Annotated in this window: 15 protein-coding genes; 8 read left to right on the forward strand and 7 right to left on the reverse strand. The window is 47.1% G+C overall.

The genetic code is table 11. From position 1 onward, the window contains the following. The coding region (locus ACFW2W_RS07015; RefSeq protein WP_378173165.1) for a helix-turn-helix domain-containing protein at positions 1–75 on the reverse strand (75 nt) is incomplete at its 3' end. Between the two features lie 331 nt (positions 76–406). On the opposite strand from ACFW2W_RS07015, the gene ACFW2W_RS07020 reads away from it, so the two are divergent. Next, positions 407–580, forward strand: coding sequence for a hypothetical protein (locus ACFW2W_RS07020; RefSeq protein WP_378175201.1), 174 nt, complete (start codon positions 407–409; stop codon positions 578–580). Between the two features lie 51 nt (positions 581–631). On the opposite strand, the gene ACFW2W_RS07025 is transcribed toward ACFW2W_RS07020, so the two are convergent. Continuing rightward, positions 632–1,420, reverse strand: coding sequence for an S-adenosyl-l-methionine hydroxide adenosyltransferase family protein (locus tag ACFW2W_RS07025; protein WP_378175204.1), 789 nt, complete (start codon positions 1,418–1,420; stop codon positions 632–634). Between the two features lie 179 nt (positions 1,421–1,599). Between ACFW2W_RS07025 and ACFW2W_RS07030 the strand changes: the two genes are divergently transcribed. From ACFW2W_RS07030 to ACFW2W_RS07050, 5 genes are all read left to right on the forward strand, one after another. Then, the gene (locus tag ACFW2W_RS07030; RefSeq protein WP_378175207.1) at positions 1,600–1,926 is read left to right on the forward strand and encodes a hypothetical protein; all 327 of its coding nucleotides are present in this window, start codon (positions 1,600–1,602) and stop codon (positions 1,924–1,926) included. A gap of 2 nt (positions 1,927–1,928) precedes the next feature. Further along, positions 1,929–2,153, forward strand: a complete 225-nt coding sequence (locus ACFW2W_RS07035; RefSeq protein ID WP_378175210.1) for a hypothetical protein — start codon at positions 1,929–1,931, stop codon at positions 2,151–2,153. Between the two features lie 179 nt (positions 2,154–2,332). Further along, positions 2,333–3,091, forward strand: a complete 759-nt coding sequence (locus ACFW2W_RS07040) for a Nif3-like dinuclear metal center hexameric protein (protein WP_378175213.1) — start codon at positions 2,333–2,335, stop codon at positions 3,089–3,091. A 19-nt stretch (positions 3,092–3,110) separates the two neighbouring features. Then, a complete protein-coding gene (locus ACFW2W_RS07045) occupies positions 3,111–4,952 on the forward strand; it encodes an ABC transporter ATP-binding protein (RefSeq protein WP_378175216.1) in 1,842 nt (613 codons plus the stop codon). 124 nt (positions 4,953–5,076) lie between these two features. Further along, positions 5,077–6,138 carry a DUF3466 family protein gene (locus ACFW2W_RS07050; protein ID WP_378175219.1) on the forward strand — a complete coding sequence of 354 codons (1,062 nt, stop codon included), beginning with the start codon at positions 5,077–5,079 and terminating at the stop codon, positions 6,136–6,138. 186 nt (positions 6,139–6,324) lie between these two features. Here the strand turns inward: ACFW2W_RS07050 and ACFW2W_RS07055 are convergent, their stop codons facing one another. Further along, positions 6,325–7,638, reverse strand: a complete 1,314-nt coding sequence (locus tag ACFW2W_RS07055; protein ID WP_378175222.1) for an FAD-dependent oxidoreductase — start codon at positions 7,636–7,638, stop codon at positions 6,325–6,327. 23 nt (positions 7,639–7,661) lie between these two features. Beyond that, positions 7,662–7,850 carry a hypothetical protein gene (locus ACFW2W_RS07060; protein ID WP_378175224.1) on the reverse strand — a complete coding sequence of 63 codons (189 nt, stop codon included), beginning with the start codon at positions 7,848–7,850 and terminating at the stop codon, positions 7,662–7,664. 1,461 nt (positions 7,851–9,311) lie between these two features. Between ACFW2W_RS07060 and ACFW2W_RS07065 the strand changes: the two genes are divergently transcribed. Continuing rightward, a complete protein-coding gene (locus tag ACFW2W_RS07065; protein WP_378175227.1) occupies positions 9,312–9,461 on the forward strand; it encodes a hypothetical protein in 150 nt (49 codons plus the stop codon). Between the two features lie 271 nt (positions 9,462–9,732). Here ACFW2W_RS07065 and ACFW2W_RS07070 read toward each other — a convergent pair whose 3' ends face one another. The 3 genes from ACFW2W_RS07070 to ACFW2W_RS07080 all read right to left on the reverse strand — a co-directional run bounded on the left by ACFW2W_RS07070 (position 9,733) and on the right by ACFW2W_RS07080 (position 15,084). Beyond that, the gene (locus ACFW2W_RS07070) at positions 9,733–10,614 is read right to left on the reverse strand and encodes a hypothetical protein (RefSeq protein WP_378175230.1); all 882 of its coding nucleotides are present in this window, start codon (positions 10,612–10,614) and stop codon (positions 9,733–9,735) included. Between the two features lie 38 nt (positions 10,615–10,652). Further along, positions 10,653–11,258, reverse strand: a complete 606-nt coding sequence (locus tag ACFW2W_RS07075) for a DUF1517 domain-containing protein (protein WP_378175233.1) — start codon at positions 11,256–11,258, stop codon at positions 10,653–10,655. Between the two features lie 106 nt (positions 11,259–11,364). Further along, positions 11,365–15,084 (reverse strand): PAS domain S-box protein, encoded by a 3,720-nt coding sequence (locus ACFW2W_RS07080; RefSeq protein ID WP_378175236.1) that lies wholly within the window; start codon positions 15,082–15,084, stop codon positions 11,365–11,367. Between the two features lie 150 nt (positions 15,085–15,234). Between ACFW2W_RS07080 and ACFW2W_RS07085 the strand changes: the two genes are divergently transcribed. Continuing rightward, positions 15,235–15,912 (forward strand): response regulator transcription factor, encoded by a 678-nt coding sequence (locus tag ACFW2W_RS07085; RefSeq protein ID WP_378175239.1) that lies wholly within the window; start codon positions 15,235–15,237, stop codon positions 15,910–15,912. Positions 15,913–16,631: the final 719 nt, after the last annotated feature.

Consider the following 16,631-nt stretch of genomic DNA (forward strand, 5'->3'; position numbering starts at 1 on the left):
GCCCATCGTCCTCTTGAGCAAGGTTTCTTGCTCAGGAGTCGGATAGATGCGGTACTTGAAGGCTTTCTGCGTCATGTCTCACAGTGTACCAGATATTTTGTGAGACGCTTAAGAGATTGGCGCTACCACGCCGTCGCTATCCCTCCCTGTGCTAAAGCAGCAGGGTTTCCCGCGAGGTTTCGATGATAATTCACCAGAGGCTATTTGCGATAGCCAAGATTTGTGAAAGCGATCGCCTTCTTCGCAGCGCTCACTCTTAACAGCTTCCTCGCTTCTTTAAAACTTAGTCGCTGTGAGAACATCTCCCCCTGTGATGATATTTAATTCAGCACAGAGAAGGGGACGCTACAACAAACCAGCTAGTTATGCTTTGAGAGTACACCTGAATCGGAAGGAAACAGCACCTATGAACAAGGCACTACTGACGATTCTATTATTCGCGTTCATCGTCTTATTCATTACCTCTCCCTTTGCTGGGCTGGCGATGTTGATGTTTGTTGTCTTAGGAGCGGCATTTATTTCGGCGTTTTGGAATTTGGTGCAAGCGCTGATCGGCAATGCTCCTAAAGAGCCGCTATAAAATTAGAAATGCCAAATTAAAAATTAACAAAGGGTAATTTTTAATTCCTTTTTAGAGTCGAGTCACTACTTGATTCACACGGGGTTTGCCGAAGCGTTCCCAAGCATTGCCGCCTCGCAAAAATAACTCCATCCAACGGATAGGCTTTCCATCATGTGCGGCATTCCAGCCGGAACTTCCCGGTGAAAACGCCAAAGTTCCTTGCGGTACGCGGAAACTGCCATCACAGTAGACGGCATCGCTCACGACATCCCCGACACGAATGACTACTTTTTCTTCCGGTTTTAGGTTGAGGGTATCGGCAGGGATTGTAGTTTTGATGTTACCGTAGCCATCGATCCAGGCAACGCGATCGCTCGGTGCATCGGGGATTTGACTGGCGTTCAAGACTTCCCCCAAATAGTTAGTGTCTCCCTGAGCGATCGCTGCCGCTGCATTAGGAAACACATCCCGCGAACGGAACTGCGATCCGCCTCTAGAAACTTTTACCGTTTGCAAAACTTGAGCATGATCTTTGATAAAAGAGAGGGTGTAACCAGCAAATACACCCACCACTTTGACGCCGTTAGGCAGCAGCGCATAAGTTAATCCCTCGCCTTCATTGTTTTGCCGTGCTTCCGGGTCGTCTTGGCGAGGAGCGCAGTTGTGATAAATGAGACGCTCTTGGGGACCGGGGTTGAGTCCGAGTTGAGCTATCCAGAAACCAGTCGCCAAGGTACTGAAGGGAGGAACCGAGAGGCAGTAAATCTGGGAGGAAGGTAGAGCCATCAAAAGACGTTGCGTGACCTCTGCAAAAGCTGGATCGCCGGTTCCGTAGTCTGCAATCAGGCTGATGAACATAGCGCCTCTCTATCGGGGTTTGCTACAGCAATGGTACCCTGTAGCTGGCTTTATTGTTGAACACAAAAGCGATCGCTTTTGTGGATGCTACTTTTAACCAATTTCTCCTTACCAGACCATCAAGCGATCGCTTTTGTTATCGGATACACTCATGACACTGGGAACAAAAGGCTGAGTAAATGTCCGATATTTATGTCACGATTCGCAATCAGGAGAATCATGCCCTGACTTCAATTGATGGCATTGCCTTTATTACTTTACTTGGGCAAGATGGGCAAGCGATCGCTCAAGAGACAGTTGACCTGATTCATGCAGATGCGGGCTTTGATGACCTGCCAATTGGGCAATACACTGTAGTTGTGAAGCATGAACGGGTTGTACCGCCAGCAGTCACTTATGATGTAACAATCAGTACTAACGACAAAGTAATCATACTGATATTTGTCTATCTAGAGCCAGCACGGGTACTTCTGGGCATTCAAGCTTCTGTAGAAAAGAGATTGTAACCATGACTGTTAAAGCCATCCCGTCATACTCCATTAAAATGTTCCGCTATCGAGTGCATTGTCTGTCGCGGGATCTTTGGCAAGCAAAAGATCCCGTATGTCGGGTGAATCTGGCTTTACAGCTAGCGGACGCTGCTACATCCCTGGCTAGGCTAGAAGTGCTGGAAGCGCAAAAATTGCAGCAAGTCTCTCCGATTCATCCGGTTTCCAGTTCTACTGAGCCATAACTGAGCCATAAGTGAGATAGGCTACCAGTTTAAGGGGGGACGGTGGAACCTTTGACTTTATATAGCAATCCTCTTTGATTTGTAAGACTTTTTTTGACGAACCGCCAAGGACGCCAAGGACGCCAAGAAAGAGAAAGCAGAGGATTTTATGAAGCACTTGTACAAGCTAGATTTTGCCCATGAGTACAGTTGCATGGACTGGAGACGCGATCGCGCTAAACGATCTTGCACAATTTTTAGATCGATTCTTTGCCGTTCATCGCTTTGGTGATGACCAAGGTGGCATTTATCAGCCCTCCTTGCGCCCTATCCGTCGGATTGGATTAGCGCTGGAACCTTGGGCGGGATTGCCTGAATGGGCGACATCTCAACACTTAGATGCCCTATTTTTCCATCGTCCCTGGAAGCTGGAGGCGGGACAACTAGCACCCGATGTCGGCGTGGTGGCGTATCATCTGGCTTTTGACGAACGTATGACACTGGGTTTTAATCCTCGACTTGCCGATGTGCTGGGGATGTCTGCATTGGAGGTGTTGGGTGAAAAGGAAGGACGACCGATTGGTACGATCGGGGAAATATCTGCACAGAGTTTTGTGAGTTACTGCGATAGCGTTCGTGAAATCTTTGGCGGATACGATAAAACACTTGCTAGTAGTGGAAGCGACATCCAGCGAGTGGCTGTCGTTGGGGCAATGACCGATGCGCTAATCCGCGAGGCGGCAATGCGGGGTGCCGATCTATACATTACTGGACAGTTGAGACAACCAGCGGCAGCTGCTGTGGAAGCAACAGGAATTCGCGTTATCGCCGTCGGTCATCGTCGCAGTGAAGAATGGGGATTGCGATCGCTTACGGGAGTGTTGCGCGATCGCTACTTCGATCTAGAAGTTGTTTTACCGCCTGTAGGGGCGATTGCATTTGCTCCTTCCGATGCCTAGACGACGTTATAAATAGATTATGAGTCGTCACCAGAAATTTAATGTCTTCAGGCTGATCGGGCACCGCTTACGCCAATCTCTAGCAGTTTTCCGATACAGCGATCGCGCGATTAGTTTAGTCTGGACTACTAGCCGCATCCTCACGATCGTTCTTGCCACTTTAACCTTATTTGCGGGTTTGCTACCAGCGGCTGTTGCCTATGTCAGCAAGTTAATCGTCGATGGGGTGGTTTTGGCTTCTCAAACCGGCTTGCAAAGCGATCGCCCGTCAGCGTTAGGTTATGTAGGATTGGAAGCGATCGCTGTCCTGTTGCTGGCAGGTAGTCAAAGGGGTCTATCCGTTTGTCAGTCCTTGCTGCGAGTGTTGTTAGGTCAGCGGGTGAATGTCTTAATTTTAGAAAAGGCACTCACACTCAACCTCACCCACTTTGAAGATTCCGAGTTTTACGACAAGATGAATCGGGCGCGACAAGAAGCATCCAGTCGTCCCTTATCGCTAGTCAGCCGTACTTTCAGCTTAATTCAGGGTGGTCTGTCGCTTGTCACCTACGGCAGTTTGCTGCTGCAATTCTCCATTTGGGCAGTCGTGGTACTGGTTGTAGCCGCCTTGCCTGCTTTTATCGCCGAAACGCGCTTTTCTGGAGAAGCTTTTCGCTTGTTCCGCTGGCGATCGCCTGAAACCCGCCAACAACACTACCTGGAAACACTGATTGCGCGGGAAGATTACGCCAAAGAGGTGAAATTGTATCAGTTGGGACCGATGTTACTGCAACGCTACCAAGACATCTTCTCTCGACTGTACGGCGAAGACCGGGATTTAACGTTACGGCGAGGATTCTGGGGTTACTTGCTGGGGAGTTTGAGTACCGCCGCCTTCTATCTCGCCTACGCCTGGATTGTCCTAGAAGCGATCGCGGGTCGGATTTCCCTTGGCGACATGACAATGTACCTGATGGTGTTTCGGCAAGGACAGTCTACCTTCTCCGCCGCCCTCACTTCCATTGGGGGAATGTACGAAGACAACCTGTATTTATCCAACCTTTACGAGTTTTTAGAACAAGACATCCCCAAATCCTGGGGAATGGCAACTAAGGGTGTACTTCCGAATGATGGGGTGCGTTTTGAGAATGTCTACTTCACCTACCCAGGAAGTCCTCAACCTGCCTTAAATGGAGTCTCGCTACACCTGAAACCGGGAGAAAAACTGGCGATTGTCGGTGAGAACGGTTCTGGAAAAACCACGCTAATTAAACTTTTAACTCGATTGTACGCACCCGATTCTGGGCGCATCTTACTCGATGGCTTGGATTTGCCGGAATGGGATATTGAAGTGCTGCATCGACGGATTGGCGTGATTTTCCAGAACTTCGTCCGCTACCAGTTCACGGTAGGAGAGAATGTGGGCGTTGGGGATGTCAACTACTTAGAAGACGAAAAACACTGGGAAATTGCCTCAGAAAAAGGCATGGCGAAACCTTTTATCGAAACGATGTCAGACGGGTTTCAGACTCAGTTAGGACGATGGTTTAGAGGAGGAACGGAACTTTCTGGCGGTCAGTGGCAAAAAATCGCCCTTTCCCGCGCTTTTATGCGAACTAAAGCAGATATCTTGGTATTGGATGAACCAACGGCGGCGATGGACGCAGAGGCGGAAGTGATGATTTTCGACCGCTTTCGGACAGTTACAAAAAACCAGATGGTTCTCCTAATTTCCCACCGCTTCTCGACGGTGCGAATGGCTGACAAGATTGTAGTTTTGGAAGCCGGAAAGGTGATAGAACAGGGAAGTCACGAGGAATTATTGAAAGCTGGGGGACGCTATGCTCGATTGTTCACGTTGCAAGCAGCGGGATACCAGTAGAAATAACTAATCCTCTTGGGGAATTCCGATCGAATTAGCAACTATCGCTGGCGATCGCTAGTCGAGGAGAACGGGCACAACCGATATTTGCCTTTCCCTTGAATTTTTCAGGTATCGCGTCATCATGAATTTTACTAATAAAGCGATCGCTATTTTAGGAATTATCACAGCACTGGGTGGATTGGTTGTTGCTGCCCGCGTCACCCTTCACTCATCAGGCAATGCCCAGCCATCACAGACACAAATTCCCGCAGGTCAACGCTACAGCATCGTCAATCTTGACACCCTCAATAGCCGTGCCAGCGTTGCCAAAAAAATTAATAATAACGATCAAGTGGTTGGATTTTTTAACCCTAACGACAGTACCCAAAAAGCCTTCATCTATAGCAATGGCAAAATGAGTGAAATTAACAGTCTTAAGAGCCGCTACAACGCCGCTACGAGTATCAATGAGAACGGGGAGATAGTCGGTGTAATGACTGCCAATGAAAATTATCACGCCTTCTTTTACAAAAATGGCAAAACAACCGACCTCGGCACCCTTGGCGGTAAAAGCAGCGATGCCAGAAGTATTAATAGTAAAGGTCAGATAGTCGGATTTGCCGACACTAGCAACGATAAGGCGCACGCCTTCCTGTACAGTAACGGCAAGAAGATTGACCTCGGCACCTTCGGGGGTTTGAACAGCTACGCGAACGACATCAATGAAAACGGGCAAGTAGTCGGTTTTGCAGAGAATCGCGATCGCATTCCCAAAGCTTTCCTCTACAGCGGCGGTCAAAAAACTGACCTCGGTACTTTAGGCGGACAAAGCAGCACCGCTAATGCTATCAACAACCAAGGTCAGGTGGTTGGGGTGGCAGACACTGCGAATCATCAACCTCAAGCCTTCCTCTACAGGAATGGCAAAATGATGGATCTCGGCACTTTAGGCGGACAAAGCAGCATCGCTAACAGTATCAACAATCGTGGGCAAGTGGTCGGTGAAGCGGAAAATGCCAGCCGCATTCCTCGCGCCTTCCTTTACAGTGGCGATCGGATGATTGATCTCAATCGCGTCATTCCGGCTAATTCGGGTTGGAATTTAACCAGTGCTACCGACATTAGCGATCGCGGAGTCATTGTCGGCATCGGTACTTATAACGGCAAAACTCAAGCTTTCCAGCTAACACCCTTTGCACGCTAATACCGTTTCCTCACATCTTCAGGACTTACGCAAAGCTTATACATATAGCGTTCTTGTCGGTTCAATCCCTCTGTGGTTGCCCTCAGATGTGGTGCTGTTGCGTAAGCCCCGATCTTGCACCAAGCCTCAGAATGGAATTCTAGGGCGATTGCATTCCCAGTCCCAAAAGCGCGGACTAACCGAAAATTAAGGGTTTTGTAACCTGTCGGGAGCAGGTTTCGTTTGTGTAGCTGCGGTTTCAACTGCTAGGATGCTTTTCTTGATGCGAACAGGCCATACGCCAAAGGCAATTAACCGCGCCGGAATGTCGCGCAAAATGGGTAAACGAAGGAAGAATGGCGGCTTAAATGCCTGGGTCGAGTCAATCGCCCTCGCAATAACCTGCTGCTGAACCAAAGACTGAAATGCTTGGATAATCCGCGTCGGTAACTCCCGTTGGCGCTGTACTTTCGCCAAGTCGCTTTCTTGCAATCCTTTTTTCAGCGGCTCACCCAGCACATTTGCAGCGACCACTGCATCCTGAATCGCGTAGTTAATGCCAACTCCACCAACTGGCGACATGACGTGAGCCGCATCGCCAATCAGCAGCAAACCAGGGCGATACCAACGCTTGACGCGGCTTGACTCAACTGTGAGCAGCGCCACTTGAGTCCAATCATGCAATTCTTGCATCCGGTCTGCAAACAGGGGTGCTATCTCAGCAACAGACTGACGCAAAGTTTCTAAACCTGCTTCCCGCAGCTGTTGATAGCTACCCTTGGGAATTACATAGCCAACCTGCCAATAATCAAAGCGGTTGAGCAGAACCAAAAGGCGACCGCCAGCAACGCGCCCCATTGTATCTTCGGGATCGTCGGCTTGGCGAGGTAAGCGAAACCAAAGCACATCCATTGGCGGCGAAGTCTTGATCGGCTCCATCCCGACTAATTGCCGAATGCGAGAGAAGCGTCCGTCTGCACCGACAGTCAGTTGACTTCGCACTTCATGCCAGCCGCCGTGTCCCCGGTAGCGTACACCCTGGATGACCCCGTTTTCCTCAATCAACTCCTGCACGTTCGCCCCCATCACCATCTGAAAATTTGGATAATGTTTCGCCTCTTCTGTGATGAATTGCAGGAAATGCACCTGGGGGAGCATGGTGATATAGGGGTACTTCGTCTTCAAATGACTGAAGTCAACAAATCGAAGCGGCCCCTCGGTCGTCATCAGGGTAAGGTTGGGAACCTTTGTGTGACGCATCTGCAACAAGCGATCGGCCAAACCGATTTGATCCATGATTTCCATCACCGATGGATGAATGGTGTCTCCCCGAAAATCGCGGTCAAAATCCTTGTGTACCTCCAGCAACATCACTGGGATGCCTTGACGGGCTAGGAGAAGCGCTAGGACAGCCCCCGCAGGTCCTCCACCGACAATGCAGCAGTGTGTTTGCTGTACATCAAGAATGTCGTGGGTTGTGGCGGGTGTCTCGGTCTGCAAAGAAGTTGGAATTGCGTTCATCTTGAACACCTCTTGAAATGAGTTCAACTAGAGGCGATCGCTTCTGTTTCTAAAATCGGCTGGGAAAGAACAGAGGCTTGCATTCCCATCGTTGCAACTAATTCTTTGGGTGCATTCACCCGACTGGGCGATTCTAAATATTCTCCAGTCACAATTGGCGACACCGGCTTCATTCGATGGGTAATATTGAGGCGAAAAGCACAAGGTCGCATCGGTAAAGATTGTGTTTAAGAAAGGGCAGTTTCGGCTCTGGGTGTAGAGGTTCCAGCGATCGCGTCTTTTAACCTCTGGGTTGGCAGGGCAAACAGCGATATACCTACCAAAGCAGTAAACTCATTGAGAGTCGATTATTTCATCTGAAAAACTTGTAAACGATAGCTGCTGTTCTAAATGCCAGCAGTTCATCAGATGTTTCCAGCTAGAGGTTAAGTTTCAGCGTCACCAAATCCAGCCCTAACAACCTAGACTGAGACTGGATTGGAGTTCGCTGTACAGGAAGACGCGGCATAAATTTATGGTCTTTTTACCTAAATTTGCTCTGATTTGGCACAGAAACCCGTCTAGTACTCGTTAAGACAAACATCAACAGCAAAAGCTGGACTTGCCAAGGTAAAAAGAGCAAACATAGAATCAAGCTGACAGATGCTGCTGATGCAGCAAGCAAGGCAACTTCATCGTGAGAATTCTCAAAGATGACGAAGGCCGATGCTATCGAGATTGCTAAAGGGATTAGAAACAGCAAGGACATATCCAAAACCTCTTGAAATCGAATATGTAGGCTACTTGGTTGTCAAGTTGCCTGGTTTAGGGTCACTACATCAAGCTATTACCATGTTTCCCTCCTCACCTCCTTTCCACATCACCCTAATGGGTAAACTTTTATTAGCAAAAATACAGGGAATCACCTGAGGGATTAGTATAGATCGGATTTAGAATTTACGCCCTAGGTAGTCGCCAATTTGTAGAAACAAATTTAAATAAGAACGATAACGGCTATCAAATATAGCATTGCTACGACCGAAACTGCTGATACTATTTTGGGCGAATTCCCTTTGGATAACAGCGACGCTGGAAAAATTCAACTAACTAAATGACAGGGATAGGAAGGCATTCACCGATTGGATGAAGGCGGTGCAGTTAGAAAGCCTGAAAGACTATCCTAATCTCGGTTGTGTCGGCTCCCTTTGAGATCGCGTTCCCCAGCACTGGTGCGATCGCTTGGTGTGTCTCTCAGGCATCTCTTTACTCTAGGCTGTAGCTAGGTTTCACGCGCATCGCTTTGTCTGGATTGACTGCAAGCATCCTTCAACCCTCCTGGTGGGTAAGATCCAATACGGTTCACTCCCAAATAGTTGTAGGTTGGGTTGAGGAACGAAACCCAACACGCATAAGCATTTGTTGGGTTTCGTTCCTCAACCCAACCTACTAGCGCGTCTACTCTAAAATGTTGGGGAAGCAAAGTTAAAAAGTGTTGGTTGCTATTGCTTTCATCAATACACAAGCCAGTAATTTAGGCTAGACGCGCTACTACGCAGATTTTGGATTTTTAGCTCTAAATGAACCGTATTGAGGTATATCGCCCTCTGCACTTCCCAGGAAATGTAAAGTTTTATAACAATCTCTCTTAGGGGTGGGGGGTCTAACCCCTCACTGGGGTATATTGAATTTAGTAGATGCACCCTGATGATCGACGCCCTCAAGTTTTTGTTGGGCGTTTTTTGTTTTTGGGGCTAGCGATCGCTCAGGGTATGCGCGGAGTGCAGATCGATTCTCAGAAGCTGCTAGACGCGCCTTCTGGTGGCAAAGAGGAATCACAGATGTAGCGTTAATAAACTGAAAAAGCTATTGTGAAGTTTTATAACAATCTTTTTTTGAGGTGAGGGGTCAGACCCCTCAGTGAGTTAAACTAATATTTAGTAGATGCACCCTGATGATCGACGCCCTCAAGTTTTTGTTGGGCGTTTTTTGTTTGGCTTAACTTCATCCCACAACCGCAGGGTCTGACCGAACATGAGATGAACGGTCAGACCCTGCGGCTGAGTCCCCCTCCCGGAAAAGCGGGGAGAGGTTTCGGGATGCCCATCCTCCCGCTAATTAGCGGCGTCTGCCACCAGAACCAAAAGCTCCCCGACTGCGACTGGGACGCGATCGCCCTCCGCTGCCAAAACTGGGACTTCGATTAGCGCGGCTGGGAGTCGATCGGTCAGACCGACGCAGCGTGCTGGAACCATAACCCGACCCAGTAGAACGGTTTCCGTTTTGCGGCACTCGACGAATGGTGGTCGGTTGACTGGATGAAGGCGATCTTAAGCGCCCGGTCGTCCGCAAGGTTTGACGATTTGTAACAGCAGGTGGCGGCGCTTGGTAGCGGGTTTGGTATTGCTGAACCGCTTGACCATAAGTGTTGCCATATCCGCCGTAACCTCTCAAAATTCCGCCTGGTTGATACACTGGCGGCACATAGTAACGCGGCGAAAACAACAAGCTGCCTATCGCTTGACCCGCCAATGCTCCTGCAAAAGGCGTCCAGAAGCTTGATTGCTGACGCACTACAACCGTTTGGGGTTGACCTGTTTGAGGGTCGGATCGAGTTTCAGTGACGTTGTGAACGTATTCTATTTTGAAGTCTTCTGGAATGTGTAGAGATGCCTGACCGTTAGCTGTTTTCAGATAACCCTTCTGACCCGACTTAATTTCTTCGTCTGTCAGACGCGCCATTTGCAAATCTGTACTGCGATAAACAGCCGGTGTGCCCGGAGGGGTATTGAGCAACATGACTGTGTATTCCCCATTGGCATCATTGTAGGTTGCCTGTTGCACTGGATATTGTCCTTCAGGCAGCCGAGTTTGAGCGGTCGTTGTGTTGAAGTCTCGATTCTGAGATGGGGCTTGGGTTGTCGTTGTAGGGCCACCACAAGCTACGGTGGTCAAACACAACGTCAGGGACATGAAAAGAATGGTCAATCTACGTAACATAAATTGATTAATAGTTTTGATGAGGAAGATATTAGCCATTAAAGGGGAATCAGTTCTGGAAAATTCAGCAACAATTGATCGTTTGTCAGTTCATCACCCAACTGCGCTGGAGAAAAGTGAACTTGTATTGCTCGCAGTTTTTCCTGATAGTGCAGATTAATCAAGGTTTTTAGACCTTCTTTGAGCGCACTAAGATTGGCGAGATCGCTTTCGAGTACGGGAACTTCTCCCTCGTAAGCCACCGTAATCATCACAATCAAGTTGCGAGTGACCGGCAATGATAAGGGTTCATCTTTTCCATGAGAGGATTGACTGAAGTCTGGTTCGCTCAAATAGCGTTCAGCAGAGTCTGTGAACAATTCATTCACGTAGTCTCCAGCTTCACCTTCATCCCAGAAAACGTCGCCTTCATTTGCTGCGGATTGCCAGTAAGTATCGTACTGTAAGAGGTTTTGGCAAATTTCAACCAGTCCTTCGCCCAAAATTTGCAGATCCCCGTCAGCTTCGACTGCTTCTCTAGCAGCACGATTCAGAACTCCCAACAGAGGCGCAACCTCTGCACCTGCTAGATGGATAAACAAACGACAGACTACAAAGCGGCTTTTGCCACTGATTTGATTGAAGCGATCGCGCCAAGAAGTCATGACTTATCTTGCTATTAAATGCCAATCTTAGTCAATTGAGCTACTTTTCTTACTTTACTAGGTGGGTGCGCTCGAAGCCGTCTACCCTCAGAATGGTATAACTGCTCTAGCCGAGATCGAGACTCCCCATCCCTACAGCGCCCTTTAAAGGCAATCTCACAGTGGAGGTGGTTCCCACCCCGACTTGACTCTTCACCGTAATTGTGCCCCCGTGTAAATTCACACACTTTTTAGTCACGGTTAGCCCTAATCCCGAACCAGCGATATTGCCAACATTTTCCCCTCGATAAAACGGCTCAAATAGATGGGGTTGGTCTTTTGGCGGAATGCCAATACCTCGATCGGTAATTTCGAGGATTGCCACTTGGCGATCGCAAACGAGGGAAAAATGAATCTGACTGCCTTGGGGTGAGTATCTAATCGCATTGGAGAGTAAATTGTTAACAATTGAGCGCAGAAGTTTTTCATCTATTGCTGATTCTGAACTATCCCCTTGGCTAACAAAGATTATTGAATTTTTACTGCCAGCAATTAACCGCATTTCTTCCGTTAAGTAGTAGCAGATTTTTTTGAGATCAATAGACGAAGGGTGGAATTCTAGTTTCCCGGCTTCCGCTCTATTAATTATCAGAATATCTTCTAATAGCTGAACCATGTGTTTAGCACTAGCTTGAATGCGAACAATATTCTTCACCACTTTTTCTTTTGACCATCGCTGGAAGGAATGTTCTAGGGATTGGGCAGAGAGTAAGATAGTGCTAATTGGAGTGCGAAATTCATGAGAAACCATCGAAAAGAAGCGCTGCTGAAGTTGACTCAGTTCTTTTTCTCTTTCTAGCGCCAGACGCATTTCTTCAGCCTTCTTAAGATCGGTGATGTCTACCCCTGTACCCAGGATCTGTTCGGGTCTGCCGTCAGCGGTTCTCGTAAAAACAACTTCACAGATATGAAACCAACGCCATTCACCCCTGACGTTTTTCATGCAGTATTCTTTTTCGACTACTTGACCCTCTTTAGTGGCGGCAAATTCTTTGTAGAATTCATCAAGTTTAGAAAAATCTTCTGGGTGTAAAAAATCTGATAAAATCCGCGAACCTAATGCTTGGATTTCTGCCTGGGTGCATTGAAAAAAATCTTCCGTTCGGCGATTGGCATAAACGTTACAATCTTGAATCAGGTCATAAATGTAGAGCCAATTGGGAGTTGTATCGGCAATCTTCTGGATGAAACGTTGGCTTTCTCTCAGGGCTTCCTCGTTAGCTTTGCGCTCAGTGATGTCGAGGCAGGTGCCGATATAACCAGCAAAATCTTCTTCTGTTGTAAACCGGGGAACTCCTTTATCTAAAACCCAACCGTATTCGCCATCAGCCTGTCTCAACCGATATTCTATACAAAAGGACATTCGGGCATTGAAAGCCGATAAGTAGGTATCTAAACAATGCTGAGTATCTTCAGGATGCACGCCTTCCAACCAACCATTACCGATTTCTTGCTCTAGAGTCCGTCCGGTAAAGTTTAGCCAAGTCTGGTTGAAAAACGTACAAAGTGCGTCATGATCGGACATCCAGATCATGACGGGGGCGCTATCAGCCATCATGCGGAAGCGAGCCTCGCTCTCCCGCAGCGCTGCCTCCGCTTGCTTACGCACGGTGATGTCGCGTAGCACCGATAGATGTCGCCCAGGAAGAAAATTGGCTTTAGCCGCATACTCAACTTCTCGCACGGTTCCATCCGGATGCAGGAGACGCAATTCTCCAGTTGCCTGCCCTTGTTTTTGGAAGTTGTGCCATGCCTGTTTAAAATCAAAACTAGGCTCCATAAAGTCTGCAATCCGCTTTCCCAGAAGTTCTGAAAGTTGCAGTCCCAACAGTTGACAGGCGGCTGGATTCCCTTCTACATATGTGCCCTCGTCATCTGTAATTAATATCACTTCGAGTGCGCTCTCGAAGATTGCTCGCAGTTGTTCTTCCCTGGAACGGATGTCGGTAATATCCATCGCTGAGCCGGTAATGCCAACAACTTCCCCCGTGGGATTACGCAACGGCTCTACGGTCAAATCGTAGTGGCGAATTTCTCCGTTAACTGTAATAAATGTCTGTTTGCGCGTTCCGATTCCGGTTGTCAACACTCGGCGCTTAATCGCTGCCAGCCGTTGGGCATCTTCAGGCGAAAGGGCTTCTGATTCTAATTTCCCGACTAAAATTTCCTCAACGAGCCTTGAAGTGGGATGATGTACCCAGGTGTAGCGTAAATCGGTGTCTTGATTGAAGACAACCATAGGTGAATTTTTGAGCGCAATCCGAAAGCGTTCCTCACTAATTCTCAGTGCTTCTTCAGCAGCTTTGCGATCGCTAATATTGGTGGAGATGCCGCAAATTGCGTAGGGAATCCCTTGGGAGTTATAAATGAGAAACTTCAGCGATAAGTAAGTGCGGATGCCGTCGCGGCAAGGAATGAGTTCTTCAAACTCAAAGGAACTTCCAGATTCAAGCACTATTTTGTCATTCGATACCAACCTATCTGCGATTTCCTGCGGAAATATATCGTAATCGTTCTTACCGAGAACTTGCTCTCTGGTGACGTGCAATAAATTTTCAAACTGGCGATTGACCAAAATGTATCGGCTAGAAGTGTCTTTAAGGTAGATAGCTGCCGGGGAGTTATCTAGAATTGCCTGTAACCGTTGTTCGCTCTCTCGGAGAGCTAATTCTGCTTGTTGGCGATCGCTAATATCGCGAGCAAAAAAACTAGCGTACTCTTTGCCCTTAAACTGCAAGTAATTGCCTGTTATCTCCACAGGGAATATCCTGCCATCTTTGCGACGATGATGAGACTCCAGAGAGAGAGAACCGCGTTGCTTGATCGCTTGCCAAATATCTGGACAGACTGCTGGGGCAATGTCCGGATTTACGTCAGGTAGGCTCATTGAGAGTAATTCTTCCCGTGAATAACCGACTGAATGGCAAAGGGCGTCGTTTACATATACAAACCGCGCCTGTAGATCGATCCAAGCGATCGCATATACCGCCCCATCGACACAAAATTGGGTCAGATGTAACGCCTCTTCGGCTCGCTGGCGCTCGATAATTTCAGCCAGCAGTAATTCATTGGTACTAGCTATCTCTGCGGTTCGTTCCTGAACTCTGATTTCTAGTTCCTCATTAACCTTTCGTAGCGCCTCCTCTGCGCGTTTGCGCTTCGTATTTTCGCTATAAAGAAGGAAGTAGACCCAGCATAAAAGCAAAAATATCGAGCCAGTGCCCATATAATGCATCAAGATTATATTATGGGCGTTGGTTGATACTGCTAGCGATCGCTGCTGTAAAAACTCTTGCTCGTCGTTCTGCATCTGCTGGATTAACTGGCGCTCACCCTGACGCTTTTGCTCCTGCTCGAATAGGGCAATCTGTAACGCCGGATCGTTGCCATTGTTCTGCCGCAGGGAAATCAACTTTTTGAATACAGCGAGTTTTTTCGCCACTAAGGATTCAAGCACATTTAGCTTAGTTTGTTGCTGGGAATTATCAACACTCAACTTTCGGAGCTTTGGGATTTTTGAGCCAATTTCCTGACTAGCAGCAAGCTCGACGTTCAGCCAATTTTCGTTGCCCGTTAGGATGTAGTTGCGTTCCTTTGCTTGAATATCCTTCAGCGGGGAAAAAATTTCTTCAAGGTTCTGCACAACTTCGTCAGTCTGCTGTACCCATTCATAGCTTTCAATCAGTCGAGTCATGCTCCAATATGAAGCTGTACTCGGTGCAACGAGTAGCAACAATGCCAACCCTAAACCGCCGATCGTAATTGTTTTTTTAGTAGACCCTTTCATAACAGGTACTTTCTGCTGAAACGACTGTTTATGTCGAGCTAATTTTTCCAACAATAAATGATATTGTATTTATAAGGCAGGTTTGTCAGCAAAAGACTTTTTGGGTCGTCTTTGTTTCCATTCACTATATAATTAAAAAAAATTTATGCAATGAGAATCCTTCTCATAGAAGATGATTTGCATCTTGCGGAAGCTTTAGTAGAAGCTCTTACTGACCAAATTTATGTGGTTGATGTGGTTACAGATGGAGAAACTGCTTGGGAGCAAGTCCAAATCCTTACGTATGACTTGATTTTGTTGGATGTAATGCTTCCTAAGCTAGATGGCATAAGCCTTTGCCGTCGATTGCGCTCTCATGACTACAACCAGCCAATCTTGATGATTACCGCCCGCGACACCAGCGCGGATAAAGTCACCGGCTTAGATGCTGGAGCGGATGATTATGTCGTTAAACCGATCGATTTGCCAGAGTTATTAGCCCGGATACGGGCTTTGTTGCGTCGAGGGAGTTCCTCCGCATCTCCGGTGCTAGAGTGGGGCAGCTTGCGCTTTAACCCTAGTACCTATGAAGTTAGCTATGCTGAGCAATCCTTGCACTTAACCCGCAAGGAGTATTCTTTATTGGAGCTGTTCCTTCGCAATGGTCGGCGCGTACTCAGCCGCAGTAGTATCATCGAACACGTATGGTCTCTTGAGGAACCCCCAGAGGAGGAGACTGTCAAAGCCCATATTAAAAGCCTTCGGCAGAAACTCAGGGCAACAGGAGCGCCTCCCGATTTTATTGAGACAGTTCACAGTATCGGGTATCGCCTTAAACAGCTATCGTAACCTGATGCTTTGTTGAACATCACTAGCAAAATTTTCTTGACATAACTTTACCTTTTTTTCCCGATTTCTTCCCGATTTATTCCCTAGTTTTTTACATTTGAAACGTAATCTTAAATTCAAAACAGGCTAGAGTCTGTTTCCCAATCTGACGACCTCCTTTTAATGCAGGCTGGGTTAGTCGGCATAGGCTAGAAGCGATTAATCCAGTATGCTCTCTCTGGACTTGATAAAATTGATATTAATCCAATTTAAGGTGAGTTTCATGTTAATACTCATGCCTTGAACTTACAAAACAGCCGATGTTAACAAAACCCTCTAATCAAGAAACTCTTAAATTTTATGTTTAGGGGAATTTATTACCTATTATCCAGCTTATAGGTACTATTTTGGTCTCTTCAAAAGCAACTGAATTTTATCTGCCTCTTTACTTAGAAACCTTTTAGAAAATGCGAGTGGGTATATTTAGTTTTAAAATCAGCAGTTTTGGACAAAACTTTGATATTTTAAAAGTAACAAACTGAATAAACTTAACTTTTAGCAATAGCCATAAGTTATAAAATTAATTAGACAAAACCAGAATGTTAATTTGAGAAAAAGTGAGGTTGAAATGGCTGATCGAACCATCAATTTAACAATGTTATGGGTTGCCGATGAAATTGCTAAAATTTTAGATAATGAACAAGAGTATTTTGAGTAAGGAACTTTTTTAAATTCTAGAT

Source organism: Coleofasciculus sp. H7-2 (assembly GCF_042747725.1).
Classification (GTDB): domain Bacteria; phylum Cyanobacteriota; class Cyanobacteriia; order Cyanobacteriales; family FACHB-T130; genus FACHB-T130.

Excerpts from the sequence above, each read along its gene's own strand:
- ACFW2W_RS07020 (WP_378175201.1), top strand. The coding sequence starts at position 407 with ATGAACAAGGCACTACTGACGATTCTATTATTCGCGTTCATCGTCTTA.
- ACFW2W_RS07025 (WP_378175204.1), bottom strand. The coding sequence starts at position 1,420 with ATGTTCATCAGCCTGATTGCAGACTACGGAACCGGCGATCCAGCTTTT.
- ACFW2W_RS07030 (WP_378175207.1), top strand. The coding sequence starts at position 1,600 with ATGTCCGATATTTATGTCACGATTCGCAATCAGGAGAATCATGCCCTG.
- ACFW2W_RS07035 (WP_378175210.1), top strand. The coding sequence starts at position 1,929 with ATGACTGTTAAAGCCATCCCGTCATACTCCATTAAAATGTTCCGCTAT.
- ACFW2W_RS07040 (WP_378175213.1), top strand. The coding sequence starts at position 2,333 with ATGAGTACAGTTGCATGGACTGGAGACGCGATCGCGCTAAACGATCTT.
- ACFW2W_RS07045 (WP_378175216.1), top strand. The coding sequence starts at position 3,111 with ATGAGTCGTCACCAGAAATTTAATGTCTTCAGGCTGATCGGGCACCGC.
- ACFW2W_RS07050 (WP_378175219.1), top strand. The coding sequence starts at position 5,077 with ATGAATTTTACTAATAAAGCGATCGCTATTTTAGGAATTATCACAGCA.
- ACFW2W_RS07055 (WP_378175222.1), bottom strand. The coding sequence starts at position 7,638 with ATGAACGCAATTCCAACTTCTTTGCAGACCGAGACACCCGCCACAACC.
- ACFW2W_RS07060 (WP_378175224.1), bottom strand. The coding sequence starts at position 7,850 with ATGCGACCTTGTGCTTTTCGCCTCAATATTACCCATCGAATGAAGCCG.
- ACFW2W_RS07065 (WP_378175227.1), top strand. The coding sequence starts at position 9,312 with ATGCACCCTGATGATCGACGCCCTCAAGTTTTTGTTGGGCGTTTTTTG.
- ACFW2W_RS07070 (WP_378175230.1), bottom strand. The coding sequence starts at position 10,614 with ATGTTACGTAGATTGACCATTCTTTTCATGTCCCTGACGTTGTGTTTG.
- ACFW2W_RS07075 (WP_378175233.1), bottom strand. The coding sequence starts at position 11,258 with ATGACTTCTTGGCGCGATCGCTTCAATCAAATCAGTGGCAAAAGCCGC.
- ACFW2W_RS07080 (WP_378175236.1), bottom strand. The coding sequence starts at position 15,084 with ATGAAAGGGTCTACTAAAAAAACAATTACGATCGGCGGTTTAGGGTTG.
- ACFW2W_RS07085 (WP_378175239.1), top strand. The coding sequence starts at position 15,235 with ATGAGAATCCTTCTCATAGAAGATGATTTGCATCTTGCGGAAGCTTTA.